The sequence below is a fragment of the Mesorhizobium sp. GbtcB19 genome, assembly GCF_019091085.1.
Classification (GTDB): Bacteria; Pseudomonadota; Alphaproteobacteria; order Rhizobiales; family Rhizobiaceae; genus Mesorhizobium.
Genome location: NZ_JAGXJY010000023.1, coordinates 14,854 through 39,816, shown reverse-complemented (window position 1 = coordinate 39,816; position 24,963 = coordinate 14,854). Strand labels below are relative to the sequence as shown.

The following is a 24,963-nucleotide window of genomic DNA, read 5'->3' as shown; positions in this document are numbered from 1 at the left end:
GCTTGACCGTCGCCCGACTGGTTTCCGGCCGGCTCGCGGCCACCCTCTCAATACCCCCAAAGGGCCGACAGGTCGCGTCCGATCAGTTTTCCCGCGGCCTTCACCTCCGGGGCAAAAAGCGCTCTCAGCTCGGCATTGAGCTCCGGCTCGACCGTCAACGGCTCATCCGCCACCTGGTTTTCCCATACCCGCCGGCCGATCGCGACGCCGAGGAACGACCGCAGGCCTCTCTCCCATCGGTCTCTTCGCCACAACCGGCGAGGTTGCAGCAAATCCTCATAGACCAGAACCAGGATGCGCTTGCGGGAAAAGCACGCGAAATAGCGTTCGAGATTCCGCCCATAGAAGGAGTGCGTCATGTTCAGCGCCGCGGAATACCAGCGATAGGGCTCCAAGGGGCCGGCCTGCAGATCGGACAGGCCTTTCCTGATGTAAGCGTTCACGTCGAGACGAAGATCGATATCCAGCGAAGGGTCTTTCGTCTGCCGCATGTGGGCGTATTGCGAAAGCATGCGCGCTACGGGTTCGCGCAGCGTGGCGATGATCCTGGCGTCTGGATTGTATGACTTGATGCGCGAGGGCACCTCAGCATCCGACAGATAGACCGGTGAGAAGTCGGCAATGTAGCGATGCTTTTCGCGCGCCTCGGCGAAACGCAGATCGTAGAGCGTTTGCGTCAGCTCGGGCGTGATGCCGAAGCCGTTGACCTCCTTGCCGTCCGGAACAAAGACCTTTCCCGTCGCGGCCAGCATCATGGCGAGGCTGGTGGTGGCCGTGCGGGGCGGGCCGACGCCAAACAGGTTCACGCGCCGGCCATCGTAGGTGCCGCGCGTTGGCAAACCGGCCCGCGTGGTGCTCTGGTCGCTCATAGTCTCTCCACTTCGCGACAAACCGCCCAGGCTGCAAGACAGATAAAGGCCGTTTGAACAATTTGTTTTGTTCGTCTTGCCGGCACTGACGGTGAGGTTGGCGACAGCGACGCCCGTCGGGCTCCGCAGGTCCGCGAAGGATCCGGCAAACAGTCTTTTGTTAATGCATGGAAACGGCTGTTGAAGCATATGAGCCGCGCCGATATAGGTCGGCTGCGACATCGCACGGTACGGGGTCAGGGCATTGCCAACCGAAGCACGTTCGGCCCGTGCGCCGGGGCAAGAACAATCACCGGGGGATCCTCAGCGCAGCACGCTCAGGGATTTCGCCATCGCAATCCTGCTTGGGCTTGCCGCCTTCGTTGTCTTCAACGCCAATATGCGGTCGATCCCGGCGGGCGACACATATGCCGCGCGCTATCTGCCGTTCTCGATCTGGCGCAACCACAGCCTTCTCCTCGATCCCATCGTCGACGTCGTCGCGCAGGGCCGCCAACCACCGGCGATTCAAGGCAAGGGCAGCAGCGCGTATTGGATCTTAAAGGGGCGTGACGGTCATTTCGTCTCGCAATATCCTCTCGCGGTTCCGGTGGCGATCGCGCCGGCCTACCTGCCTGTCGTCAAATACCTCGAAGCGAGAAACTGGAATCCGCTGCTGCTCGACCGGGTCGCGCGGGTCATGGAGAAGCTTTGCGCGTCGCTGCTCGCGGCCGCATCGGTGGCGCTTTTCTACCTCTTGCTGCGACGGCGCAGCACGCCGCGAATTGCCGCGCTTCTCACCCTGCTCTACGCCTTCGGCACGACGACCTGGGTGATCAGCAGCCAGGCGCTCTGGATGCATGGGCTGGCTGAGTTGCTGGTCATCGCGACGATGCTGCTGATCACCGGGCGATGCAGCCCGGCGCGCGCTGCCACGGCGGGCTTCTTTTGCGCCCTCATCGCGGTGAACCGCCAACCCGATGCCGTTCTGGCGGCAAGCCTCGGGCTCTATGGCCTCTGGTGGGCCGGGCGCAGAATTCCGCTGTTCGTGATCACGGGCCTGATCCCGGTTGTGCTGGTCGTCGCCTACAATCTGCAGGTCGTCGGCAATATCGCCGGCGCCTATGCCCTCGTCGATCGATCCCACGACTACAACGACAATGTGATCGAAGGCATCGCCGGCCTGCTGTTCAGCCCGATGCGCGGCCTCTTCGTCTTCTCGCCGTTTCTGCTGTTCGTGCCTCTCTTCCTGATGCCGATCCTGCGCGATGCGAAGATGCGCGGCCTCACCATCGCGATGCTTTGCGCCATCGTTGTGCAGGTGGTGCTCTATGCTCTTGTCGACTGGCGGCAGGGTGTGTCGTGGGGGCCGCGCTGGCTCACCGATTTCATTCCGATGCTGATATGGATGCTGCCGCCGGTGCTGGCGGCGCTGTCATCAAGAGGCCGGGCGGTGTTCGCGCTGGCCGGCGGCGTGGCAATCGGCATCCAGGCCATCGGCGCGTTCTGGTACACCGGCGCCTCCGACAACGTGCTGCTGGCTGCTGCCGGCCCGGACAGGATGCGGCCCGCCTGGGACATCAACAACGCCGCCTTCATCGCCGAACTGAGACATCCGCCGGCTCCGATGGATCTCTTCGCCGAGCTCGCCGGCAGCGTCGACCAGGTCAATGTTGTCGGGGTGCCGGCACCCGAAGGCAGCACCGCGGCGGCGGCGCGCCAGGTCGAAGTCCTCGGCTGGGCGCTCGTCGACAGGAAAACGCCGCTGGACGTCGCGGTGTCGGTGGATGGCCAACCGATGGGCGGCGCGGTCACGTTTTTCGAGCGCAGCGACGTCGTCAAGGCGCTTGGAAGCTCAAATCCAGCGGGCTGGCGTATCGCCTTCCCCGCCGATCAACTGGGACCTGGCAAGCATGTCCTGACGGCGCGCGTCCGCGCGCAGCCCGGCAGCGTGCCGCGGCTGCTCATCGAGCGCAGGTTCACCCTGGCGCCGGATGCGCAGCTGATGAATGTCGCGCTCGAGGCGGAGCAGGCTTTGGCCGGACGCCTGCAGGCGCCGGGCTACTGGCTGACGTCCTTCACCAGCGGCCTGGAGTTCGCCAAGCCGCATCCGGAGCTGAACACATATCTGAACAGTTTGATCCTCGACGTCATGACGCCGGTGGCGAAAGAGGCCGGGATGGAGGATCAGCTGGCGCGGGTGCGCCGCTACCTGAGCGACCAGATCGAGCCCGACGGTCTGGTCCGGTACCACGGCCGGCCCGACGCGCCGACGATCGGAAAGCTCGGCTGCGCCATCACTCCCGATGCCGACGACACGGCTCTGGTCTGGCGAGCCGCGCCCGGCAAGCAAACGGAGTTGCTGTCGAAGGCGCTGGCCACCCTCGACCAGTATAAAAGGCCAGACGGCCTTTACCGGACCTGGCTCGCGCCGCGTGAGCGCTACCAATGCCTCGATCCAGGCAAGGATCCGAACCCGGCCGATTTCGGCATCCAGATGCATGTCTATATGCTGCTCGCCGGGCAAGATCCGGCAGCGGCGCGGGCGCTGTGCGAAGCGATGGCGCGCAAGGCGGATGACGACGACGTCTGGGTCTACTACGCCAAGGCGCCGCTTCTTCTCGCCTTGCGACTCGCGGATCTGCGCAAGGCCGGCTGCAAGCTGAGGATTGCGCCATCGCGGCTGCAGAGCACGGTGCCCGGGCAGGATATCTGGATCCGGGCGGCCGAACTGCTTGGCCAAACGGAGAACGGCGACGCCACGGGCCAAAGCCGCCTGGAGACGGCCCAAATTCTCGGCAAGATCGCCGAGAACGATTTTTCCTTGCTCAACAGCGCGCCGCCGCTGTTCTATCACAACGATCTGAGCGCCACGGTCCGGCGATTCTACTGGTCACAGGAACTCGGCTATGCGCTCTGGCTGAGGCTTTACTTCGCCAGTCAGTCGGGGCAGACAACGCTGTCGTGCCGCCCCAGCGGCCCCGGCCAGAAATGTGGAGAGATATGACACCGCTCGAACCGGCAGTCGCGATCCGTCCCAGATCGATACGATCGTGGCCTCGCCTGTTGTCGAGCATCCGTTTCGACGAAGTCTGCGCGCTTCAGGGCACACCGCTGATCGGTGCGGTGCTTTCGATCGGCGCCCTGACGATGAACAACATGCTGGATGTTGCTTTCGTCATCGCCGGCAATCTGTGCCTAGTCGCGCATGTCTTTCTGTTCAACGACTGGTCCGGCATCGACGGCGACGTCAACGATCCCAAGCGGGCGGCGGGCACGTTTGCCGCAAAAGGCCTTTCGCGAAGCGAGGTCGGATATCTCGCGATTTCGCTGCTGGCGCTCAGCCTGTTGCTGTTCGCGATGGTCGGCGAGACACCGTTCTTCGTCGGACTGGCCATAGCCGGCCTGAGCGCGCTTTATTCGGCGCCCGGCCTCCACCTCAAGGGCACGCCGATTTTCAGCTCGGCGCTTCACCTTTCGGGCGGCGCGCTGCATTTTCTCCTCGGCTACGCGGCCTTCTCGGCAATCGACGTGCGCGGCCTCCTCGTCAGCTTATTCTTCGCGCTCGTCTTCACCGCCGGGCATTTCACCCATGAGGCCCGCGACCACGCGGGCGACACGCTCAACGGGATCCGGACCAACGCGGTCGCCTTCGGCAAGGCGCAAGGTTTCTTTGCCGGCCTGGCGCTCTTTACGGCGGCCTATGTCCTGCTGGTCGGCCTTGCGTTTTACGGCTTGGTTCCGCGCGTGCTGATGCTGGCCGCGCTGCTCTATCCGCTGCATCTCACGGCCTCGTTGCGGGCGCTGCGAGCCGGCCTCAGCTTTGAAAGCCTGGTCGCCCTGCAACGCTGCTACCGCGTGCTTTATGCAATCATAGGCATCGTGACGGTCGTGGCCACGCTGGCATCGCTGTCGGCACTATAATCCGCTCAACAGCCAGGCGCCGCTTCGTCCAATGCTTTCGATCATCGTCCCGGTCTTCAACGAGGTGGCAACCCTTCCGAGCGTGCTCGCCATGGTCAGCAAAGCGCTGCCTGGCGTCGACAAGGAAATCATCGTCGTCGACGACGGGTCGACCGACGGAACCCGGGAATGGTTGCAGGCCAACTTTCCGGACGGTCCGCGTTCGGGCGGCACCATCAGCGTCGACGCGCACAATAACCTCGTCATCGCAGATGATCAGGACCTCGTCGTCGCCAAGACCCAGCCGTCGGGCAGCACCATCATTCGACCGGCCTACCATCAGAAAAACAGCGGCAAGGGCGCCGCGCTGCGCACCGGACTTGCTGCCGCGAGCGGCGACGTGATCGTCATCCAGGACGCCGATCTCGAATATGATCCCGCCGACTGGACGGTCATGTACGATCTCATCGCCAGGCGCAAAGTGGCCGATGTGGTCTATGGCTCGCGCTTCTATGGCCGGCCGCACCGGTCCCTCTACTTCCACCACTATGTGGCAAACAGGTTCATCTCGCTGACGTTCAACCTGCTCTACAACCAGACGCTCACCGACATCGAATGCTGCTACAAAATGTTCACCCGCGCCATCAAAGAGCGGCTCAGCCTCACCTGCGATGATTTCGGCTGCGAGATACAAATGAGCGCGCAGATCGCGCGCGCCGGCGGCCTGCGCATCTATGAGGTCGGCATCAGCTATTACGGCCGAACCTATGACGAGGGCAAGAAAATCGGCTGGCGCGACGGGATCAAGGCACTCTGGTATCTGATCCGGTTCCGCGTTTCCGCCTGATGCCAGCCCGCGCCGGTTCTTACACGGATCAAGAACGTCCGATCTTCGACGGGTCCTGGGTGAGAACCGGCGGCGGCATCTTGCCGTAGGGCGCAAGGTCTTCGCCGAGTTCAACCGGCTCGCCCTGTCCCTTCTTCCGGATGTGAAGCACCCATTGAAAGCCCCTGATCGCCGGTGGCTTTGCCAGCGTCACCTGGAGGCCGGCGCTCGCAAGCAAGTCCACCAACCAGGTCCGGTCGAAGATGGTCGCATTCGTCGGGTCGAACTCGTTGATATACAGCGCGTTCTGGAAATCCTGCATCATCGGGAAATTCCGCTTCTCGAACAGGAACCAGGTCGAGACGAGAGTTCCGCGATCATGAAGGACCCGCGCCGTCTCGTTGATATAGTGCTCGGTCTGCCGCTGGGTGGTGTGGGTGAAGACCGACCAGGCAATCATCAACGTCGCGGCGCCGTCCTCGATCGGGAACGGGGCGAAGCGCGGCAGGGACGGGTCGGGATTGAAGCCGGGATTGAAGATGTTGTGATGCGCGAAGGTGAAATCGGGGTTGGCCGGCGTCAAATTCTCCTGGCACCATCTCACCATGCCTTCGTGCAGGTCGATACCCCGGTATTTCGCCGGCAGCGGCGACTGCTGCATCATCTGCCTGGCAAGCCGGCCGCAGCCCGAGCCGAAGTCGAAGACATTGTCATAGGCGGCGTCCGGCAGGCCGGCAAAGACAGGCGCGCGGCGTGGATTGTCGAACATCTGCGGGTCGGTCGGGCCGACCAGTTGCCGCATCTCAAACGGCGGAATGGGCAGTTCCGCCGGCCGGGGGGTTGCGTCGCCACTCTCAGCACTCGCCCCCGCTTGCCGCGGCCACAGACCCTTCATCGACCACGACGACATGGGGATCTACTCCAGTTCTCAAGAACGGTTCGCACAACCGCTCTGTCTCTTCGTTTCGAATAGCGATGCGGCTCTAGGACACGGCCCAGGATTGAACGCCATTTCGGGCGTCGAATGCATCGATCGCCTTGCGAACCGCCCCACAGAATTTTTCCAGAAGGTCCGGCTCGTTGCCGATTCGACGGCGCAGCGAGAAAGGTATTTCCAGCTGCGCTCCTTTCCCCGTCAGACCTCGGTTGACGATGTTCAAATCCTGGACACCGGGAAACGGATGGTTATCCTTTTGCGTCTCGAAGCCGGCCTCCTGCAGACGCCAGGCTATTTCTGAAACCAACGCGGCGTCCTTGCCGCCCATGTAGATTGTCGAGGGATCGTCGCGGTCCTGACGGCCGTGGATAGCGACGACGGTGGACTTCGTCCGCAACAGGTCCAGCGCGGTCCCCTCGTCGAAGTTCCTGGATGTTATGTGGAGCTCCCGGTTGCTTTCCGGCATGAGGCCTTCAAAGCAATACATATCGAGATCGGGCCCCGCTATCGTCTCGGTGATCAGGGATGTGCGGGGTTCGATTTTCCCGCCATGGGGAGCCATGACAATCGCATTGCCGGTTCGCGCGCCGCGCCGCACGACGATGCGATAGTCGACGTTTTCGGTTTTGGCGGCCCTCAGCGCCGCGAAATTCGGGAACTCGTTGTCCATAACCCCATCCAATACGCGTGCCTGGCGATCGCGCCCTCCGACTCGTTGCGAAGGCATTTCAATCCCGATCCACGCCGTCTCTGTACCACAGCCCGGTTTATCACCGCATCCGATCGCCAGCCGTCACGGCACAAATGTCAGAAAGACGTAGGTAAAGAACACCACGATATGGACCATGCCTGTCAGGAATGTCGTTCTCTCGGTGCTGAAGCTTACGTTGCATATCAGGAGCGCCAAGACCAAAAGGACCGCATCGGCCGACGGAACGCCCAAGGTCAGCCCCCTGCCCGTCAGCAGGCTGGCGGCCGCGACCGCCGGTATCGTCAGGCCGATCGTGGCGCAAGCCGAACCCATCGCCACGTTCAAGCCGCGCTGCAGCTCATTGTTGAGCGAGGCGCGAACCGCCGAAATGGCTTCCGGCATCAGAACCAGCCCCGCGATCAACGCCCCCACAATACTGTCGGCCTGGGAGACCTGGTAAGCCACGAGCGTATCCTCGACGCTTGCGGCGACCTGCTCGGCAAGCATGACAATTCCTATCAGCCCGCTCAACAGCAGCAGGGCAGCGACAGAAACACTTTCGTGAGAGGCAGATCGCATCGGCACTTCGCGTGCCTGTCCTTCGACGAAGTCTTCACGGTGCCGGACGGTCTGGGCAAAGACGAAACTTGCATAAAGGACCACTGAAAGCGTGCTTACAAAACCAAGCTGAGCCGCCGAAAACGTGCCGGGGTCAGTGGTTTGGGTATAGGTCGGCAGGATCAGGATCATGACGGTCAGCGCAATCAGAACAGCCAGATATGCGCTGGTCCCCTGCCGAACGATTGCCTGCTTGCGATGACGCCAGCCGCCAAGCGCGAGACACATGCCGACAACGCCGGTGGAGGTAATCATCACGGTCGAGAAAACGGACTCACGCGCCAATGTCGGGTTGTTCGCTCCATGCAGCATCATGGAAACGATGATCGACACTTCGATTGCCGTCACGGCAAAGGTCAGCACCAATGTTCCGTATGGCTCCCCTACGCGCCGGGCAACCGCCTCGGCGTGGTCGAGCACCACGAAAATGGTGATGAACATGATCGCGCTCGAAAGCGCTCCGACAAGAACCCTGACGTTCAGCGAGCCTTCGTCCACCGAAAGGCCGCTGGCTCTGACCGCGACGGCCATCGCCAAGGCGGCCAATGGCATCGTGTAGGAAGTTACCGACCGTGCGAAACCAGTCATTGAAGCCCCAAACGCCGCCCGGCCGGCAACGCCGCCGCCCGGCGCCTTCAAACAACGTCAATCCGCAGCTACCGGCAACGCCGCAAGGTTGCGACGTTGGCTGCATTCAGCGCTGCGACAAAATCGACATGCCCCTTCTTACGCCGTCTTCTGCACCACCAGCCCCAGTTCCTCGACCATAGCCTCGCGCATCAGGAATTTCTGGGGCTTGCCGGTCACGGTCATCGGCAGTTCGGTGCGGAAGCGGATGTAGCGCGGGATCTTGTAGTGGGCGATCTGGCCGGCGCAAAACGCCTTGATCTCCTCGGCGGTGGCAATCTGGCCGGGCTTCAAGACGATCCAGGCGCAGAGCTCCTCGCCATATTTGTCGTCCGGAATGCCGAAGACCTGCACTTCCTTGATCTTGGGATGGCGGTAGAGGAATTCCTCGACCTCGCGCGGATAGACGTTCTCGCCGCCGCGGATGACCATGTCCTTCACCCGGCCGACGATGTTGCAATAGCCCTCGGCATCGATGGTGGCGAGGTCGCCGGTGTGCATCCAGCCGTCCGCGTCGATTGCCTCGCGGGTCTTCTCAGCGTCGTCCCAATAGCCCTTCATCACCGAATAGCCGCGCGTGCAGAGCTCGCCCGGCTCGCCGACAGCAACTGTGGCGCCGTCGGCGCCGATCGCCTTGACCTCGACATGCGGATGGATGCGGCCGACGGTCGAGACGCGCTTTTCCAGCGGATCGTCGACACTGCTCTGGAAGGAGACGGGGCTGGTCTCGGTCATACCGTAGGCGATGGTCACCTGGCTCATATGCATCAGCGAGACCACCTTCTTCATCACTTCGATCGGGCATGGCGAGCCAGCCATGATGCCGGTGCGCAGGCTGGAGAGGTCGAAGCTGGCGAAATCGGCATGGTCGAGCATGGCTACGAACATGGTCGGCACGCCATAGAGGCCGGTGCAGCGCTCCTGGGCGACGGCCTTCAGCGCGGCACCGGCATCGAAGCCTTCACCCGGGAAGACCATGGTGGCGCCCTTGGTGACGCAGCCCATCGTGCCCATCGACATGCCGAAGCAATGGTAGAGCGGCACCGGGATGCAGAGCCGGTCGTCGACGGTGAGTTTTATTGCCGAGGTGACGAAATTACCGTTGTTGACGATGTTCGCGTGGGTCAGCGTCGCGCCCTTTGGCGCGCCCGTCGTTCCGCTGGTGAACTGGATATTGATGGCATCGGCGGGTTTCAGGCTTTCGGAGATGCGGTCGAGGCTGTCATGCTCGTCGCGGCCAGCCATGGCCAGCACATCGCCGAAATTGAACATGCCGGGCGAGTTGTCGTCGCCCATGCGGATGACGATCTTCAGCGCCGGCAGCTTTTTCGCCTTGAGCCTTCCCGGCTCGGCGTTGGCGAGTTCCGGCACCAGCGTCCCGATCATGCCGAGATAGTCGGAGGTCTTGAAGCTGACGGCGGTGACCAGCGCCTTGCAGCCGACCTTGTTGAGGGCATATTCGAGCTCGGTCAGCCGGTAGGCCGGGTTGATGTTGACCAGGATCAGGCCGATGCGCGCGGTGGCGAACTGCGTCACCAGCCATTCCCAGCGGTTCGGCGACCAGATGCCGACACGGTCGCCCTTCTCAAGGCCGAGCGCCAGGAGGCCGGCGGCCAAAGCGTCGACCGCGTCCGACAGCTCGCTCCAGGTGAAGCGCTTGTCCTGACCGACGAAAACAGCGGCGTCGAGCGTGGCGTATTTGCTCACCGTGTCGGAGAACAGTTCCGGAATGGTCTTGCCGAGCAAGGGTACCGAGCGGTCGCCCGAGACATGCGCCTTACCGCCCACCGGGGCCATGAAGGTGCCGCTGGCGCGATGGCCGCGCAAATTGGTGGCGTTCATAAGCTCGTCGAGTTTGATCGCCATCGCCGTCTCCTCCCGGGATCGAGCCTATCAGCCCGCAAAGGCGGTGGAAACCCGCCGAAGGTAGAGGTGGCTAAAGGACGAGCGCGCCCATCTTCGCTGCAATGTCGCGCAATTGTGCCTCGTCCGCCGCATCACGCTGCTTCTTCGAAGCGACCAGACAGGCCTGCGACTTCAGGATCGTGCCGTCGCCAAGCACTTTCAGGTGGTTGGCGCGCAGCGTCGAGCCGGTGGTGGTGATGTCGACGATGACATCCGCCAGGCCGGCGGCCGGGGCGCCTTCGGTGGCGCCGAGGCTTTCGACGATGCGATAGACCTGGATGCCGTGCTTGAGCGAAAAGAACTGCTGCGTCAGCCGCCAGTATTTGGTGGCGATGCGCAAGCGCCGGCCGTGCCGCTGGCGGAAATCGGCGGCGACGTCGTCGAGGTCGGCCATGCTATCGACATCGAGCCAGATGTCGGGCACGGCCACCACCACATCGGCATGGCCGAAGCCGAGCCGGGCGACGATTTCCGCCCGGGCTTCCCAGTCCGCAAGGTTTTCGCGCACCAGATCTTCGCCGGTGATGCCGAGATCGACCGCGCCCTGGCCGATCTCGCCGGCGATCTCGGACGCGGACAGGAAGGCCACCTCGACATTGTCGAGACCGTCGATGCGAGCGCGGTATTTGCGGTCGTCCTGCGGCAAGGTGACAGCCAGGCCGGCCTTGGCCAGCACTTCGAGAGACTGTTCCTTGAGACGGCCTTTTGAAGGGATCGCCAGCGTGATCATTTGGCTGGCTCCCGCAAGGCTTCGATGCGGTCGAGCCAGACCGAGAAGCCGACACCGGGAATCGGCTTCTTGGCGCCCAGCAGCGTCAGCAGCCGGTCGTAGCGGCCGCCGCCGACCAGCGGACGGTCGCCCCCCTGGACGCCAATCTCGAAGACGAGGCCGGTATAATAATCGAGCGGACGGCCGAAGGCGGCGTCATAACGGATCTGCGCCGAGGACAGGCCATGCGCCTCGATCGCTTTGGCTCGCGCGGCGAAATTCTCCAGTGCCGGTCCCAGCGACAGGCCGGCATCGGCGGCGAATTTTTCGAGCGCCGCGGTCGCGGCGCTGAGCGCGACGTCGATCTCGAGAAAACCTTTTAGCGCCGAGAAGGCGTCGTCGGACAGCCGCACGCTTCGCAATTGCGCCTTCTCGATCAGCCTGCGCGCAATGTCGGCGGGGGCACGACCGGACGACGCCGGCAGCCCTGCCTCTTCCATGCCTTCGGCAATGTGCGCGGCGAGGCTTTCCGCATCGCCGTCGAGCACCAGCAAGGCGACGGGACCGGAGAGCTGGCTGTTGCGCGGCGGGTTGGCGAGATCGGCAAGGGCCGCTTCCAGCATCGGCGCCGAGCCGAAGGCGCGGGCAAGCCGCATGCGCCAGCCGCGTGGCAGACCAAGCGCCGCCAGCACCGCCTCGAACAAAGTCTGGTCGCCAAGCGTGATGGCAAGCGCCTTTCCAGGCAGCACCAGCGACAGCAGCGCATGCGCATCGGCCAGCGAACGGGCATCGGCCGCGGCGGTGTCGCGGTCGCCGAGATCCTCGATGCCGGCCTGGAAGAACTCGTTGCCGCCCTCGCGGCGCTGGCGGAACACTTCGCCCAGATAAGAATAGCGGCGCGGCGTGCCGGCCTGGCTGGCGATGTGGTCGAGGCAGACCGGGATGGTGAATTCGGGCCTGAGGCACAGCGTCTTGCCGGTCTCGCTCTCGGTCAGGAAAATGCGACGGCGCAGGTCTTCGCCCGCCATGTCGAGGAACGGATCGGCCGGCTGCAGCACGGCGACTTCGACCGCGTGGGTATCGCGGGCGGCGAAGAGTTTTGCGATGGCGGCGGCGATGGCGGGGCGGGTGGTCATTGATAGGTTGGGCGCGAGGCCCCCCTCTCTGTCCTGCCGGACATCTCCCCCTCAAGGGGGGAGATTGGCAGTTCGGGCGCCGCGCCTCCTCCTGCAACGTTGAAAATTGGCGAAAGCCGTCGCGACATCCAATCTCCCCCCTTGAGGGGGAGATGGCCGGCAGGCCAGAGAGGGGGGCTCAAGCGCCACCTTTCGCGCGATCGGCTGCCTGCGCCGCGAGAATCTTCTTCACCTCGGCGACCAGCTCGCTCTCCGCCACCGTCACCTGCGCCGGCCTTGCGGCGCGCCATTCGGCGTTATCGGTGATCTCGGCAGACATCCGCGCGCCTTCGATCAGATCCTTGATCTGCAGCTCGCCCCTGGCGCGCTCGTCGCCGCCCTGGATGATGGCGACGGGGCTGCCGCGGCGGTCGGCATATTTCAGCTGCGCCTTCATGCCGGCGCCGCCGAGATACATTTCGGAGCGGATGCCGGCGGCGCGCAGGTCGGCGACCATCTTCTGGTAACGCCCGAGGCTTTCCGTGTCCCTGTCCATGACCAGCACGACGACAGGGGCGATGACATCGGAGGTATCCAGCTTGCCGAGGTTCTTCAGCGCCGTCATGAGCCGTGAGACGCCGATGGAGAACCCGGTCGCCGGCACCGGCTCGCCGCGGAAGCGCGAGACCAGCCCGTCATAGCGCCCGCCGCCGCCGACCGAGCCGAAGCGAACGATCTGGCCTTCGTCATTGGGAATTTCCGCCAGCAGTTCGGCTTCGAAAACGGGGCCGGTGTAGTATTCGAGGCCGCGCACGACGGAGCGGTCCATCAGGACACGGTCTTCGCCATAGCCTGCCGCCCTGACGAGGGCTTCAATCGTCGCCAGTTCGCCAACGCCTTCCTGATACACGGCGTTGGCGCTGACGCCGGAATCCTGGCCAGCCTGTCCATTTCTTGCCGTTGCGAGCAGAACCGCTTCGGCCTGCGTGTCATTCAATCCGGCGCCCTTGGCGAAGTCACCTTCGCCTTCCTTGCCGCCGTCCCAGCGTCCCGGGCCAAGCAGCAGCTTCACGCCTTCCGGGCCAAGCTTGTCCAGCTTGTCGATTGCTCTCAGCACGGTCAGCCGGCGACCCGCGTTCTCGTCACCACCAAGCCCGATCGCCTCCAGCACACCGTCGAGCACCTTGCGGTTGTTGACGCGGATGACGTAGTCGCCACGCTTGATGCCGAGCGCTTCCATCACGTCGGCCATCATCATCGCCATCTCAGCATCGGCGGCGACGCCCGGCGTGCCGATGGTGTCGGCGTCGAACTGCATGAACTGGCGGAAGCGGCCGGGGCCGGGCTTCTCGTTGCGGAACACCCAGCCCGAGCGGTAGCTGCGGTAAGGCTTCGGCAGCTTGTCGAAATTCTCGGCGACGAAACGCGCCGTCGGCGCGGTCAGGTCGTAGCGCAGCGACAGCCACTGGTCATCGTCGTCCTGGAAGGAGAACACGCCTTCGTTCGGCCGGTCCTGGTCGGGCAGGAATTTGCCCAGAGCATCGGTGTATTCGATCATCGGCTGGTCGACCGGCTCGAAGCCGTAAAGCTCATAAACCGAGCGGATGGTCGCCATCATCTTCTCGACGGCGCGGATGTCTTCGGCGCTGCGGTCGGCAAAACCGCGCGGCAACCGCGCTTTCGTCTTTTCCGATTTGTCGGCCATGGGATGGGTACTCAGTGTTTCGTGGCGCGCCATGGATAGGAAATTTCCCACTTCCAAGGCGCGCGTGTCCTAACCGATGCTGCTTGGTGCGGCAAGGGTTGGCTCTTTCCCTTCTCCCCTTGCGGGAGAAGGTGGATCGGCGCGCAACGCCGAGACGAATGAGGGGTGTTCCAGCGGAGTGAGACGTCGGCGTTCCCTGGAACACCCCTCATCCGGCCGCTGCGCGGCCACCTTCTCCCACAAGGGGAGAAGGAAAGAGCTGAAACAAAACCACACCAAAACGAAACAATTCCGCCATCGGTGCGGCATGCTGCCGACACAATCGAGGACGATAAAGCGCGCCGAAACAAAGGGTTCGGGGCCATGACGACGGCTGAAGAGATCATCGAGAGCGAGACGGCAAGGCTGCGGCCCGCCGGCGTTCCGGCGCTGAAGCCGGCGCAGCAGCCGGCCGGGCCGTTCGAAGTTGCCGCGGCCTCGCCGAGCGCGCGCGACGCGCTGGTGACCGGACTTTTGGTCATCTACCCGGCCTTCGCGGCGGTGGCGGCGATCCTGGCCGGGCTGTTTTTGGCCGGCGCCAGCAGCGTTTGAGCTTCGCGACCTGACCTTCTCCCCTTGTGGGAGAAGGTGGATCGGCGCGCAGCGCCGAGACGGTTGAGGGGTGCTCCAGCGGAGTGAGACGCTGGTTTTCCCTGGAACACCCCTCATCCGGCCGAGCTTCGCTCGGCCACCTTCTCCCACAAGGGGAGAAGGAAGAAAAAGCGCCTACTTCGGCCTTTTGAGCTTCTTGCGCTCTTTCTCGACCTCGGCGCGGCAGTAGCAGCCTTCGAGATGGTCGTTGACCAGGCCCATGGCCTGCATGAAGGCGTAGACCGTCGTCGGGCCGACAAAGCTCCAGCCGCGTTTCTTCAATTCCTTGGAGATCCTGACCGAGACCGCCGTCGTCGGGTTGGCGCGCAGATGCGCGAGGTCGACGATTTCGGGCCGTTCGTCCGAACCGGGCTCGAACTTCCAGAACCAGGCGGCCAGGGAACCGAACTCATCGACCATCTCGCGGGCGCGCTTGGCGTTGTTGATGGTCGAGACGATCTTGCCGCGGTGGCGGATGATGCCGGCGTTGCCGAGCAGGCGCTCGACATCCTTGTCGGTGAACCCCGCCACCTTGTCGAAGTCGAAGCCTGCGAAAGCCTCGCGGAAATTCTCGCGCTTGCGCAGGATGGTCAGCCACGACAGGCCTGACTGGAACCCTTCCAGGCAAATCTTCTCGAACAGCCGCTGATCATTGGTGACAGGCCGGCCCCATTCATGGTCGTGGTAGTGGAGATAGTCCGGCAGATTGCCATGCCAGAAGCAGCGCGTCTTGCCGTCCGGGCCCTCGATAACGCCGGAAGTTTCCTGTCCCATTCAAGCAAATCCATTCGTTAATGCGCTTCGGCGCGCCTTTACCGTGGCTTTACCAGATTCCTGAACCGGCCGGTAACCACACCAAAAGGTTTACTGACAAAGCGGCATTTTACGCATTCCGATTCATGTTTTGCTTGCCGCTGCGCGCCAAGGATCGCGAAACCGAGGGCCACCCGCCCCGGACGAGTTCGACGATCAAGGTGCGTTCCGATGAAGACAGCGTTTTGTTCCCTGCTTGGCGCGGTAGCCATTCTTGCCGCCGGCGCCACGACCACGCTCGCCAATGACCGCTATGCCGACATGCCGCCGGTGACGGTGAGCCCCGACCTTTCGGCGCCCTGGGTGCTGCAGCTTGGCCGCGCACCTGGCATCGTGCGCCCGGCCCGGCAAGCAACGCAGCAGCCTTTGCAGCGCCTCTTCCAGGCGCGGCCCGACCAGCAGCGCACGGCGGCCGTGCAGCAGCCGGCCAAGCGCATGGTGATGCGGCCGCAGATCAACCCGATCTACCTGCCGCAGGAGGTCGCCTATGACGGCCCGGCAAAGCCTGGCACCATCGTCATCGACACCCACCAGAACTTCCTCTTCCTGATCGAAAAGAACGGCAAGGCAAGGCGCTACGGCGTCGGCACCGGCAAGCCGGGCTTCGAATGGTCGGGCACGCACAAGATCACCAACAAACGCGAGTGGCCGGACTGGCGTCCGCCGGCGGAGATGATCAAGCGCGAGGCGGCCAAGGGCCGCTACCTGCCGACCTACCTGGCCGGCGGCATGGAGAACCCGCTCGGCGCGCGCGCGCTCTATCTCGGCACCACCGAATACCGCATCCACGGCACCAACCAGCCCTGGACGATCGGCGGCGCGGTGTCTTCCGGCTGCATCCGCATGCGCAACGAAGATGTTGTCGACCTCTACGAGCGCGTCAATGTGGGAACCACGGTCGAGGTGATATAGCCACAGCGAATCAGCCGGTTAGGCGGCGCGGCACTTTTAGTCTCATGCTGTTGCAGTCAAGTCATAGTGCGATCCCGCGCGATGTGCTTTAACTGGTGAAGGGTTTACGGGGGACGGGCCGTGTGGGGATACGGCCGGTCACGAAAAGGCAGCGCTGGGAAACCGCGCTGCCTTTTTCGTTTTCGAGTTTTCATTTGAATGCATAGCGCGGCAAGTCGCCCCGAAAGCAGGCGGTTTCGCTTTCGGGGCTGATTTCCCGGCGCTGCTCTGCTATTGCAGCGCACAAATCTCAGTTGTTACGCAATTCCTGACCGAAGGCCGCTTCAGCGCTTGTCCTCGAATTGCTCCAGAAGGCAAAAGGTGCCAGCCATGACCCGGATCGACGACAGCCGCTACCTGAAAGGCGGCCCGGTCGCCCAGCGCATCATCGCTTCGGTGCGCGAGGACGCGGCGATCGCCGCCGCCGAGGGCTTTCCGCCGAAGCTGGTTTCGATCACCGTCGGCGACACCGCCGCGGTCGATGTCTATGTGCGCAACCAGCGCGCCAAGGCCGCCCTTGCCGGTATCGGCTTCGAGGAGCGGCGCTTTGCCGCCGACATCACCGCCGGCGAACTGGAAGCCGCGATCCACGGCCTCAACGCCGATCCGCGCGTCACCGGCATCATCATCCAGCGGCCGGTGCCAGCGCATATCCCGATCAAGACGCTGCAGGCGGCGGTGCATCCGCTGAAGGACGTCGAAGGCATGCATCCGGCCTCGATCGGCAACATCGTCTACAACCAGCTCGATCTGGCGCCGTGCACGGCCGCCGCCTCGGTCGAGTTGCTCAAGGAAACCGGGCTCGAGCTCAAGGGGCTCGAAGTCGTCGTGGTCGGCCATTCCGAGATCGTCGGCAAGCCGATCGCCTTCCTGCTGATGAGCGAGGGCGCGACGGTGACGGTGTGCCACCACATGACCCGCTCGCTGGCCGCGCATGCGCGGCGCGCCGACGCGCTGTTCGTCGCCGTCGGCAAGCCGCGCCTGATCAAGGCCGATATGGTGAAGCCGGGTGCCGCCGTCATCGACATCGGCATCAATTCGGAAATCGGACCTGACGGCGAAACCCGCATCGTCGGCGACGTCGACACCGACAGCGTCAAGGAAGTGGCGTCCTGGATCACGCCGGTGCCGGGCGGCGTCGGCCCGCTGACGGTCGCGATCCTGCTGCGCAACACCATGGTGGCGCTCAACCGCCAGCGCGCGCTTTACCGCGCGACCTACGGCGTGGCGGATCAGCTCGCGGCGGAGTAAGCGCGGCACTCCCCCTCACCCAGCCTCCGCTTCGCTCGGCTGACCTCTCCCCGGCGGGGAGAGGAGACTGTCAGCGCCGGCGTCAACCTCTTCTCCCCCATGGGGAGAAGGTGGCCGCGAAGCGGCCGGATGAGGGGGCGCCGGCGACGAGGATCATTCCGCCGCGGCAAGCCCTCGCTCGGAGACGCCTTCCGGCTTCGGGCCGCCATAAGCCCAGTCGAGCAGTTTTATCGTGTGCACCACCGGCAGCTTGGCGGCGGACGCGATCTGGGTGATGCAGCCGATATTGCCGGTGGCGACGATTTCGGCGCCCGTCGCCTCGATGTTTTTCACCTTGCGGTCGCGCAGCTTGGCCGAGATTTCGGGCTGCAGGATGTTGTAGGTGCCGGCCGAGCCGCAGCACAGATGCCCCTCGCGCGGCTCGCGCACGACGAAGCCTGCCTTGGCGAGAAGCTCCTTCGGCTGGCGCGTGATCTTCTGGCCATGCTGCATCGAGCAGGCGGAGTGATAGGCGACGATCGTGCCCGGCTCGCGCACCGGCTCGGGCAGGTCGAGGACGGCCAGATACTCAGTGACGTCCTTGGCGAGAGCCGAGACGCGCGCCGCCTTTTCGGCATAAGCCGGATCGAGGCGCAGCATGAAGCCATAGTCCTTGATCGTGGTGCCGCAGCCGGACGCGGTGATGACGATGGCATCGAGGCCGCCCTGGTCGATCGCGCGCGTCCAGGCATCGACGTTCTGCCTCGCCGAGGCGAGCGCTGCCTCTTCGCGGCCCATGTGGTGAACCAGCGCGCCGCAGCAGCCCTCGCCTTCAGGCACCACAACCTCGACGCCAAGCCTCGTCAGCAAGGAAATGGTGGTGTCGTTGATCGCCGGATCGAGGACGGATTGCGCGCAGCCGGTAAGGATCGCGACGCGACCGCGTTTTTCGGTCCCCTGCCCGGGATGCGTGCCTGGCGAGGCTTTCGGCGATGCCGGTGGGATCGACGCAGGCGCGAGCTTCAGCATGGCGGCGACCGGCTTCAGTGCGGGTAATTTTTCGAAGAGGCCGATGAACGGACGGCCGAACCCGGCCAGCTTCAGCGCGGCGCGGAAGCGGCCGGGATAAGGCAGGACGAAAGCCAGCATGGCGCGCATCAGCCGGTCGAGCAGCGGCCGCTTGTAGGTCTCCTGGATATGGGCACGGGCATGGTCGACCAGATGCATATAGTTCACGCCCGAGGGGCATATCGTCATGCAGGCCAGGCAGGACAGGCAGCGGTCGATATGGGTGACGATCTCCTTATCGGCCGGCCTGCCGTTCTCCAGCATATCCTTGATGAGGTAGATGCGGCCGCGCGGGGAATCGAGCTCGTTGCCTAAAGTGACGTAGGTCGGGCAGGTGGCGGTACAGAAGCCGCAATGCACGCATTTGCGCAGGATCTTCTCCGATTCCGCGACATGCGGATCGGCGAGCTGGGCAAGGGAGAAATTGGTCTGCATTTGCCGGTGTCCTAAGCCATGCGGCCGGGATTGAGGATATTCTTCGGATCGAACTCGGCCTTGAGCCGCGCCGACAGCGCGGCCAGATGCGGCGGCTGCGGCTCGAACACCGGCAGCGCCGCGCGATGCGGGGCGGACGCGCGCACCAGCGTCGCGTGGCCGCCGCCATGTTTGCGGATCAATCCGCGCAGCAGCTCGGCCTCGGGCTCGTCCTCGCGCATCGACAGCCACACCAGGCCGCCCTGCCAATCGTAGAAGGCATCGACCGCCGCCTGCATGCGCAGCGCCATCACCATGTGATGCGCCTGCGACGGCGCCATCGAAACCCGCCAGACCGGCCGCGCGCCGCCATCGGCGAAGGGACTGCAGTCGCGGATATCGCGCCAGATCGTCTTCGAGGCTTCGCCGGCGATCTCTTCCAGGGGACCGGCCTTGCCAAGCAGCTTTCGCAGCGCCTCGATACGATAGACGACCGAAGGCCCAAATCCCTCGACACGCAGCAACGTTGCTGCATCGCTGCCATGCTTGCCGCCCGCGACGCGCGCGGCGATGCGTTCAGGCAGATGCGCCGCGCTCGACACTTCGGCGCTCGAGCCGAGCGCCAGCGCCATGGCGGCGACGGCGGCATCGTCGAGCAGGCCGCGGATGGCGAGCGTCACCTCCGTCTCCGCCGCTGGCAGGACTTTGAAGGTGACGTCGGTGAGCACGGCCAGCGTGCCCCAGCTGTTCGCCATCAGCTTGGAGAGATCGTAGCCGGTGACGTTCTTCACCACACGGCCGCCCGACTTGAAGGCCTCGCCGCGGCCGGAGACGGCGGCGACGCCAAGGATGTGGTCGCGCGCGGCGCCAGCCTTGAGACGGCGGGGACCGGACAGGTTCGCTGCGAGCACGCCGCCGATGGTTCCGTTCTTGCTCCCTTGGCCCGGCTCACCACCAAGCAGCGGGGCGTAGTCCATCGGCTCGAAGGCGAATTGCTGGCCGTTTTCGGCGAGCAGTTTTTCGAGCTCGGCCAGCGGCGTGCCGGCCTTGGCAGAGATAACCAGTTCGGCGGGTTCGTAGAGGGTGACGCCGGTGAGCTTGGACAGGTCGAGTGTGTGTTCGGTCTGCAGCGGACGGCCGATGCCGCGCTTGGAGCCGTGCCCGAGGATGTCGAGCGGCGTTTCCTCGGCCGCCGCCCATTGGACGGTGGAGACGGTTTCGGCCGAGGTGGTGGGGGCGAAGGTGGTCATGGGCGCGCGCCTTTCCGCGCCCCCGCAAGGCCGGGGCAATCGCATACGGCAGCGCTACCCCCTCTCCGTCCGCTACGCGGACACCTCTCCCCCATTTCATGCGGGCGAGGAAACGCCAACCGCCGACGTCGCGACATTGAAAAGCTTGGGTTCCTCGCCCCCGCAAAGCGGGGGAGAGGTGGCTCGGGCGAAGCCCGAGACGGAGAGGGGGCTTTCATAGAACGCGGTCTCCCGTCTTCTTGGCTGCGAAAACGAACCTGAGGTCGCCAGCAACCACGTCTTCAGCAAGCCGTCCTTCCAACGCTGCAAGGATCGTTTCGCAAACACTCCTCGTGCTCTTCAACGCATCAAAATTCCAGAACCGCAAAACCGAGAAACCTTCGCCTCGCATGAACTCATCACGTCGCCTGTCATAGCTGCTTTCAGCGTGCTGGCTGCCATCCAGCTCCACGATCAGCTTTTGGTTCCTGCAGGCGAAATCCGCGAAGTATGGACCGATGGGCATTTGGCGAAGGAATTTGTATCCGCCCAGCCTCTTCGCCTTCAGTTCGTTCCAGAGGGTTGCTTCCGCCTGATTGTCACCGTGGCGCAGCTCGCGCGCACGAGCGATCTTTTCGGGCGACCGGCGGCTTGGCTGAGAGGGCGTCCCCCTCTCCGTCTCGGGCTTCGCCCGGGCCACCTCTCCCCCCCCTTGCGGGGGCGGGGGACTTTGGTCCCGGGCCGCCATCCAAACCCCCGAATATCCCGGAACGCCACCTCTCCCCGATGCACATGCATCCTTCCCAGCTCCGCACACCGCCGCAGCTGCGGAAACACTTTTCCCGGGTTGAGCAGGTGCTTGGGATCGAAGGCGCATTTGACGCGCATCTGCTGGTCGAGGTCGATCTGGTTGAACATTTCCGGCATCAGGTCGCGCTTTTCGACGCCGACGCCGTGCTCGCCGGTCAGCACGCCGCCGACCTGGACACAGAGCCGCAAAATGTCGGCGCCGAAGCTCTCGGCCTTGTCCAGTTCGCCCGGCACGTTGGCATCGTAGAGGATCAGCGGGTGCAAATTGCCGTCGCCGGCGTGGAAGACATTGGCGACGCCGAGGCCGTATTTCTGGGACAGGTCGCGCATGCCGGCGAGCACGCGCGGCAGTTCCTTGCGCGGGATGGTGCCGTCCATGCAGTAATAGTCGGGCGAGATGCGGCCGACCGCCGGGAAGGCGGCCTTGCGGCCGGCCCAGAAACTCAGCCGCTCCTGTTCCGACTGCGAGATTCGGCAGGTGGTCGAGCCGTTCCTGTAGGCGATCGCCTCGACAAGACCGATCAGGTGGTCGACCTCGACGCCCGGGCCGTCGAGCTCGACGATGAGTAGCGCCTCGACGTCCAATGGATAGCCGGCATGGACGAAATCTTCGGCCGCATGGATCGCCGGGCGGTCCATCATTTCCATGCCGCCGGGGATGATGCCGGCGCCGATGATGTCGGCGACGCATTGGCCGCCCTCTTCGCTGGTCGGAAAGCCGATGAGCAGCGCGCGCGCCGTCTCGGGCTTCTTCAGGATGCGCACCGTCACCTCGGTGACGACGGCGAGCAGGCCTTCGGAGCCGGTCATGACGCCGAGCAGGTCATAACCCTCCTGGTCGAGATGGCCGCCGCCGAGCCGCACCACCTCGCCGTTCATCAGCACCATCTCGATGCCCAGCACATTGTTGGCGGTGAGGCCGTATTTCAGGCAGTGCACGCCGCCGGAATTCTCCGCGACATTGCCGCCGATCGAGCAGGCGATCTGGGAGGATGGATCGGGGGCGTAATAAAAGCCCTCCTGCTCGACGGCGATGGTGATGCCGAGATTGGTGACGCCGGGCTGGGCGACGACGACGCGGTTGGGATAGTCGATCGCCAGGATGCGATTGAAGCGGCTCATCACCAGAAGCACCGCGTCCTCGAGCGGTAGCGCGCCGCCGGACAGCGAGGTGCCGGAACCGCGCGGCACGACGCGGATGTTGCGCTCGTTGCAGTATTTCAGAACGCGCGAGACCTGGGCGACGGTCTCCGGCAGCACCACGACCAGCGGCAATTGCCGGTAAGCGGTGAGGCCGTCGCTTTCGAAGGCGCGCATTTCGTTGGCCGCGTCGACGACGCCCTCGCCCGGCACGATGATGCGCATGTCTGCGACGATCTCGGCGCGGCGGCGCATAGTCTCGGCATCTGGCTTGGGCATGGCTAGGCCGGACATCGGTCATCTCGCTTGACTGGTCAAAATCTTTTACCAGCCTGACAGTTTTGTTGCAAACGCTGCTTTGGTCGCATCGGGCCGCGGGCGCATCGCCTAGCTTCCGCAGCGGCAATCTGCCGCTGCGGGTAGACACGCAAATGAGGATGTTCGCCTGCTACTCGCCAGGATGTTTCGCCGGCTCGGAATGCATCTTGCGCACGCGGCGCACGCCCCACCAGACGAGCAGGATGGCGACCGGCACCGATGCGGCGGTGACGACTTCGGGCGCGAAAGCATGGCCGAAGACCGAGGCGCCCTTGGCGACGTAGCCGATGAGGCCGACGACATAATAGGAGACGGCGGCGACGGACAGGCCTTCGACGGTCTGCTGCAGGCGCAGTTGCAGCCGGGCGCGGTTGTTCATCGAGGCCAGCAGGTCGCGGTTCTGCTTCTCGACGTCGACATCGACCCAGGTGCGCAAAAGCGTGGTGGCGCGGGTGAGTTTTCGCGAGAGGTTGGCCTGGCGCTCCTCGACCGAACGGCAGGTGCGCATCGCCGGCGCCATGCGCCGCAGCAAGAATCCCGCCCAGGTGTCAAAACCTTGCACCGACTCCTCATCCAGCGCCTCCAGCCTTTCGGTGACGATGCCGTCATAGGCGCGGCTGGCGCCGAAACGGTAAAGGCTGGACGCGGCGTCGGCCTCGAGCTCAGCGGCGAGTTCGGTGAGGTCGGCAAGCAAGGTCTGGCTGTCGCGGGTTTCGACCGCCTTCATTTCCAGCGTCGTCGTCGCCAGCCGGTCCTCGATGCGGCGGGCGCGGCCCGACAACGTGAGTGCCAGCGGCAGGCCCAGCATGGCCAGCGTCCGATAGGTTTCGATGTCGATCAGCCGCTGCGACAAGGCGCCGGTGCTGGCCGGCGTCAGGCCGCGGTCGAGCACCAGGATGCGGGTGAGGCCGTCGCCGTCCTGGCGGAAATCGGTGATGATGGCGGCGGCACCCCGCTCGACCAGCGAATAGCACAGGCTGGTCGGGTCGAAGCCGGCGATCAGCTTTTCGCTCACTTGCGTCCATTTGCGGATTTCGAGGCGGATGCCGGAAATCACCGTGCCTGGTGGCGAGAAGCCGTTGCCGAAGGGCGAATCCTCCTGCCCCCGGCCGTTCTCCGCCAACGGCCCTTCCCAGAGATAGGTCGAGAATTCCGTATGCCGTTCCCAGCGCAGCGTGCCCTTGCCCCATTTCATGGCGTGGTGGCGGGCATGGCGCTCGGGTGCCGCGATGCCGAGGCGGCGCGACAGCTCCGAGAGCACGGCGTGATCGACGGCCGAACCGCCCTCGGTCATGAAGGACAGCTGGATCAGCACCCGCGGCTTGTCGACCAGCGGATGCGGCCGGGCATGAACCTCGCCCAGTGCGCCGGGCCGTCCCTCATGCGCCGGAAAGCCCATCACGCTGCCCTGCGTGCGCGGCTGGAATTCGAGGTTGGACGTCTCGTCCGACACGGCTGGTCCCCCTGTTCTCGACCTTTCGTGCAACCAAGTCGTCTTGCGGCAATCGGCGTATCGCGTAAACAGCAAATATCCGTAGCGGAGGTTGGCAGCGCGGGGCGGGCGATGCGACCAGGCAGATCAAATTGGATAAATAATTTGACCAGTTGCCGACCGACGCTTTAATCTGGATGGTATCCGTTCCATTCCCCAGGCGCCTCCGTTGAGCGATATTTTCTCCAGGATCGAGCATTCGCGCACCGCCGACGAGGTGGTGCAGCAGATCGAGAGCCTGATCCTCGAAGGCGTGCTGCGCACCGGCGACCGGCTGCCCGGCGAACGCGAACTGGCGCGCCAGTTCGACGTGTCGCGGCCGATCCTGCGCGATGCGCTGAAGGCGCTGGAAGGGCGCGGGCTGCTGACGACCAGGCCAGGCGGCGGCACGCATGTCGCCGACGTCATCGGCCAGCTCTTCACCAAGCCGGTGACGGACCTGATCTCAACGCATCGCAAGGCAGTGACCGATTATCTCGAATACCGGCGCGAGATCGAGGCGGTGGCAGCCGAATATGCAGCCAGGCGCGCGACGCCGGAGGATCTGGCGCTGCTCGATCGAATCATGGCGCGCATGGATGAGGCGCACCGGACTGGCGATTTCGACGACGAAGCGGAAATCGACGTCGAGTTCCACCACGCGGTATGCGAATGCGCGCACAACATCATTTTGCTGCACACATTGCGCTCCTGCTACCGGCTGCTGTCGGAAGGTGTTTTCCAGAACCGTCTGCTGGTGTTCAGCGTGCCCGGCGCGCGCGAAGCGCTGCTTGCGCAGCACCGGGCGATCCACACCGCGATCAAGGCCGGCGATCCGATCGCGGCGCGCAAGGCGGCGATGGATCACATCACCTATGTCGAGCGCTCGATGGCGGAAGCCGAGCGCAGCGGCGACTGGCAGCGGGTATCGAGGTTGCGCCTCAGACAACGCGCGGAAGCCGGCGATATCGAACCCACACGCAAACGTTCCTAGCGGGGACCCAT

Annotated in this window: 21 protein-coding genes and 1 pseudogene; 8 read left to right on the top strand and 14 right to left on the bottom strand. The window is 64.3% G+C overall.

The window, feature by feature from the left end:
- Window positions 1–47 precede the first annotated feature (47 nt).
- Entirely contained in the window at window positions 48–1,091 is a 1,044-nt protein-coding gene (locus KVT37_RS27635; protein WP_217578187.1) for a sulfotransferase, read from the bottom strand.
- Window positions 1,092–1,113: 22 nt separating this feature from the next.
- Here KVT37_RS27635 and KVT37_RS27630 point away from each other — a divergent pair, with 22 nt between their 5' ends.
- The 3 genes from KVT37_RS27630 to KVT37_RS27620 are packed head-to-tail and all read left to right on the top strand — an operon-like array spanning window position 1,114 to window position 5,598.
- Window positions 1,114–3,855 (top strand): hypothetical protein, encoded by a 2,742-nt coding sequence (locus KVT37_RS27630; RefSeq protein ID WP_217578186.1) that lies wholly within the window; start codon window positions 1,114–1,116, stop codon window positions 3,853–3,855.
- A gap of 59 nt (window positions 3,856–3,914) precedes the next feature.
- A complete protein-coding gene (locus KVT37_RS27625) occupies window positions 3,915–4,772 on the top strand; it encodes a UbiA family prenyltransferase (protein WP_217578185.1) in 858 nt (285 codons plus the stop codon).
- A gap of 31 nt (window positions 4,773–4,803) precedes the next feature.
- Window positions 4,804–5,598: a glycosyltransferase family 2 protein gene (locus KVT37_RS27620; protein WP_217578184.1), complete on the top strand. Its 795-nt coding sequence runs from the start codon at window positions 4,804–4,806 to the stop codon at window positions 5,596–5,598.
- A gap of 28 nt (window positions 5,599–5,626) precedes the next feature.
- Here the strand turns inward: KVT37_RS27620 and KVT37_RS27615 are convergent, their stop codons facing one another.
- The 3 genes from KVT37_RS27615 to KVT37_RS27605 form a co-directional block, all read right to left on the bottom strand.
- Window positions 5,627–6,487 (bottom strand): class I SAM-dependent methyltransferase, encoded by an 861-nt coding sequence (locus KVT37_RS27615; protein ID WP_217578183.1) that lies wholly within the window; start codon window positions 6,485–6,487, stop codon window positions 5,627–5,629.
- A 73-nt stretch (window positions 6,488–6,560) separates the two neighbouring features.
- On the bottom strand, window positions 6,561–7,184 hold the full coding sequence (locus KVT37_RS27610; protein WP_217578182.1) for a poly-gamma-glutamate hydrolase family protein: 624 nt from the start codon (window positions 7,182–7,184) through the stop codon (window positions 6,561–6,563).
- A 123-nt stretch (window positions 7,185–7,307) separates the two neighbouring features.
- Window positions 7,308–8,264 (bottom strand): calcium:proton antiporter, encoded by a 957-nt coding sequence (locus KVT37_RS27605; protein WP_254634304.1) that lies wholly within the window; start codon window positions 8,262–8,264, stop codon window positions 7,308–7,310.
- Here KVT37_RS27605 and KVT37_RS33865 point away from each other — a divergent pair.
- Window positions 8,257–8,382: a hypothetical protein gene (locus tag KVT37_RS33865; RefSeq protein WP_306797024.1), complete on the top strand. Its 126-nt coding sequence runs from the start codon at window positions 8,257–8,259 to the stop codon at window positions 8,380–8,382. The two genes, KVT37_RS27605 and KVT37_RS33865, sit on opposite strands and share 8 nt — an antisense overlap.
- Before the next feature lie 167 nt (window positions 8,383–8,549).
- Here KVT37_RS33865 and KVT37_RS27600 read toward each other — a convergent pair whose 3' ends face one another.
- From KVT37_RS27600 to hisS, 4 genes are all read right to left on the bottom strand, one after another.
- Window positions 8,550–10,316: an AMP-binding protein gene (locus tag KVT37_RS27600; RefSeq protein ID WP_217578180.1), complete on the bottom strand. Its 1,767-nt coding sequence runs from the start codon at window positions 10,314–10,316 to the stop codon at window positions 8,550–8,552.
- A 70-nt stretch (window positions 10,317–10,386) separates the two neighbouring features.
- A complete protein-coding gene (gene hisG / locus KVT37_RS27595; RefSeq protein WP_217578179.1) occupies window positions 10,387–11,085 on the bottom strand; it encodes an ATP phosphoribosyltransferase in 699 nt (232 codons plus the stop codon).
- Window positions 11,082–12,200 (bottom strand): ATP phosphoribosyltransferase regulatory subunit, encoded by a 1,119-nt coding sequence (locus tag KVT37_RS27590; RefSeq protein ID WP_217578178.1) that lies wholly within the window; start codon window positions 12,198–12,200, stop codon window positions 11,082–11,084. Before KVT37_RS27590 ends, hisG begins: the two co-directional genes overlap by 4 nt.
- A gap of 178 nt (window positions 12,201–12,378) precedes the next feature.
- Window positions 12,379–13,884 carry a histidine--tRNA ligase gene (gene hisS, locus KVT37_RS27585; protein WP_217578218.1) on the bottom strand — a complete coding sequence of 502 codons (1,506 nt, stop codon included), beginning with the start codon at window positions 13,882–13,884 and terminating at the stop codon, window positions 12,379–12,381.
- Window positions 13,885–14,247: 363 nt separating this feature from the next.
- On the opposite strand from hisS, the gene KVT37_RS27580 reads away from it, so the two are divergent.
- The gene (locus tag KVT37_RS27580) at window positions 14,248–14,475 is read left to right on the top strand and encodes a hypothetical protein (RefSeq protein ID WP_217578177.1); all 228 of its coding nucleotides are present in this window, start codon (window positions 14,248–14,250) and stop codon (window positions 14,473–14,475) included.
- Window positions 14,476–14,649: 174 nt separating this feature from the next.
- On the opposite strand, the gene KVT37_RS27575 is transcribed toward KVT37_RS27580, so the two are convergent.
- The gene (locus KVT37_RS27575; RefSeq protein ID WP_217578176.1) at window positions 14,650–15,288 is read right to left on the bottom strand and encodes a DNA-3-methyladenine glycosylase I; all 639 of its coding nucleotides are present in this window, start codon (window positions 15,286–15,288) and stop codon (window positions 14,650–14,652) included.
- A gap of 210 nt (window positions 15,289–15,498) precedes the next feature.
- Between KVT37_RS27575 and KVT37_RS27570 the strand changes: the two genes are divergently transcribed.
- Together KVT37_RS27570 and KVT37_RS27565 are read left to right on the top strand one after the other, a co-directional pair.
- A complete protein-coding gene (locus tag KVT37_RS27570) occupies window positions 15,499–16,239 on the top strand; it encodes a L,D-transpeptidase (protein ID WP_217578175.1) in 741 nt (246 codons plus the stop codon).
- Window positions 16,240–16,608: 369 nt separating this feature from the next.
- Window positions 16,609–17,529 carry a bifunctional 5,10-methylenetetrahydrofolate dehydrogenase/5,10-methenyltetrahydrofolate cyclohydrolase gene (locus KVT37_RS27565; protein WP_217578174.1) on the top strand — a complete coding sequence of 307 codons (921 nt, stop codon included), beginning with the start codon at window positions 16,609–16,611 and terminating at the stop codon, window positions 17,527–17,529.
- A 153-nt stretch (window positions 17,530–17,682) separates the two neighbouring features.
- Here the strand turns inward: KVT37_RS27565 and glcF are convergent, their stop codons facing one another.
- The 5 genes and pseudogenes from glcF to KVT37_RS27540 all read right to left on the bottom strand — a co-directional run bounded on the left by glcF (window position 17,683) and on the right by KVT37_RS27540 (window position 23,940).
- Entirely contained in the window at window positions 17,683–19,011 is a 1,329-nt protein-coding gene (glcF, locus tag KVT37_RS27560; RefSeq protein ID WP_217578173.1) for a glycolate oxidase subunit GlcF, read from the bottom strand.
- A gap of 11 nt (window positions 19,012–19,022) precedes the next feature.
- A complete protein-coding gene (locus KVT37_RS27555) occupies window positions 19,023–20,240 on the bottom strand; it encodes an FAD-binding protein (RefSeq protein ID WP_217578172.1) in 1,218 nt (405 codons plus the stop codon).
- Between the two features lie 214 nt (window positions 20,241–20,454).
- Window positions 20,455–20,967: an endonuclease domain-containing protein gene (locus tag KVT37_RS27550; RefSeq protein WP_217578171.1), complete on the bottom strand. Its 513-nt coding sequence runs from the start codon at window positions 20,965–20,967 to the stop codon at window positions 20,455–20,457.
- A 2-nt stretch (window positions 20,968–20,969) separates the two neighbouring features.
- Window positions 20,970–22,463: pseudogene (locus KVT37_RS27545) on the bottom strand (FAD-linked oxidase C-terminal domain-containing protein); the annotation flags it as partial.
- 154 nt (window positions 22,464–22,617) lie between these two features.
- On the bottom strand, window positions 22,618–23,940 hold the full coding sequence (locus tag KVT37_RS27540) for a DUF3422 family protein (RefSeq protein ID WP_217578170.1): 1,323 nt from the start codon (window positions 23,938–23,940) through the stop codon (window positions 22,618–22,620).
- 208 nt (window positions 23,941–24,148) lie between these two features.
- On the opposite strand from KVT37_RS27540, the gene KVT37_RS27535 reads away from it, so the two are divergent.
- The gene (locus KVT37_RS27535; RefSeq protein ID WP_217578169.1) at window positions 24,149–24,952 is read left to right on the top strand and encodes a FadR/GntR family transcriptional regulator; all 804 of its coding nucleotides are present in this window, start codon (window positions 24,149–24,151) and stop codon (window positions 24,950–24,952) included.
- Window positions 24,953–24,963 lie beyond the last annotated feature (11 nt).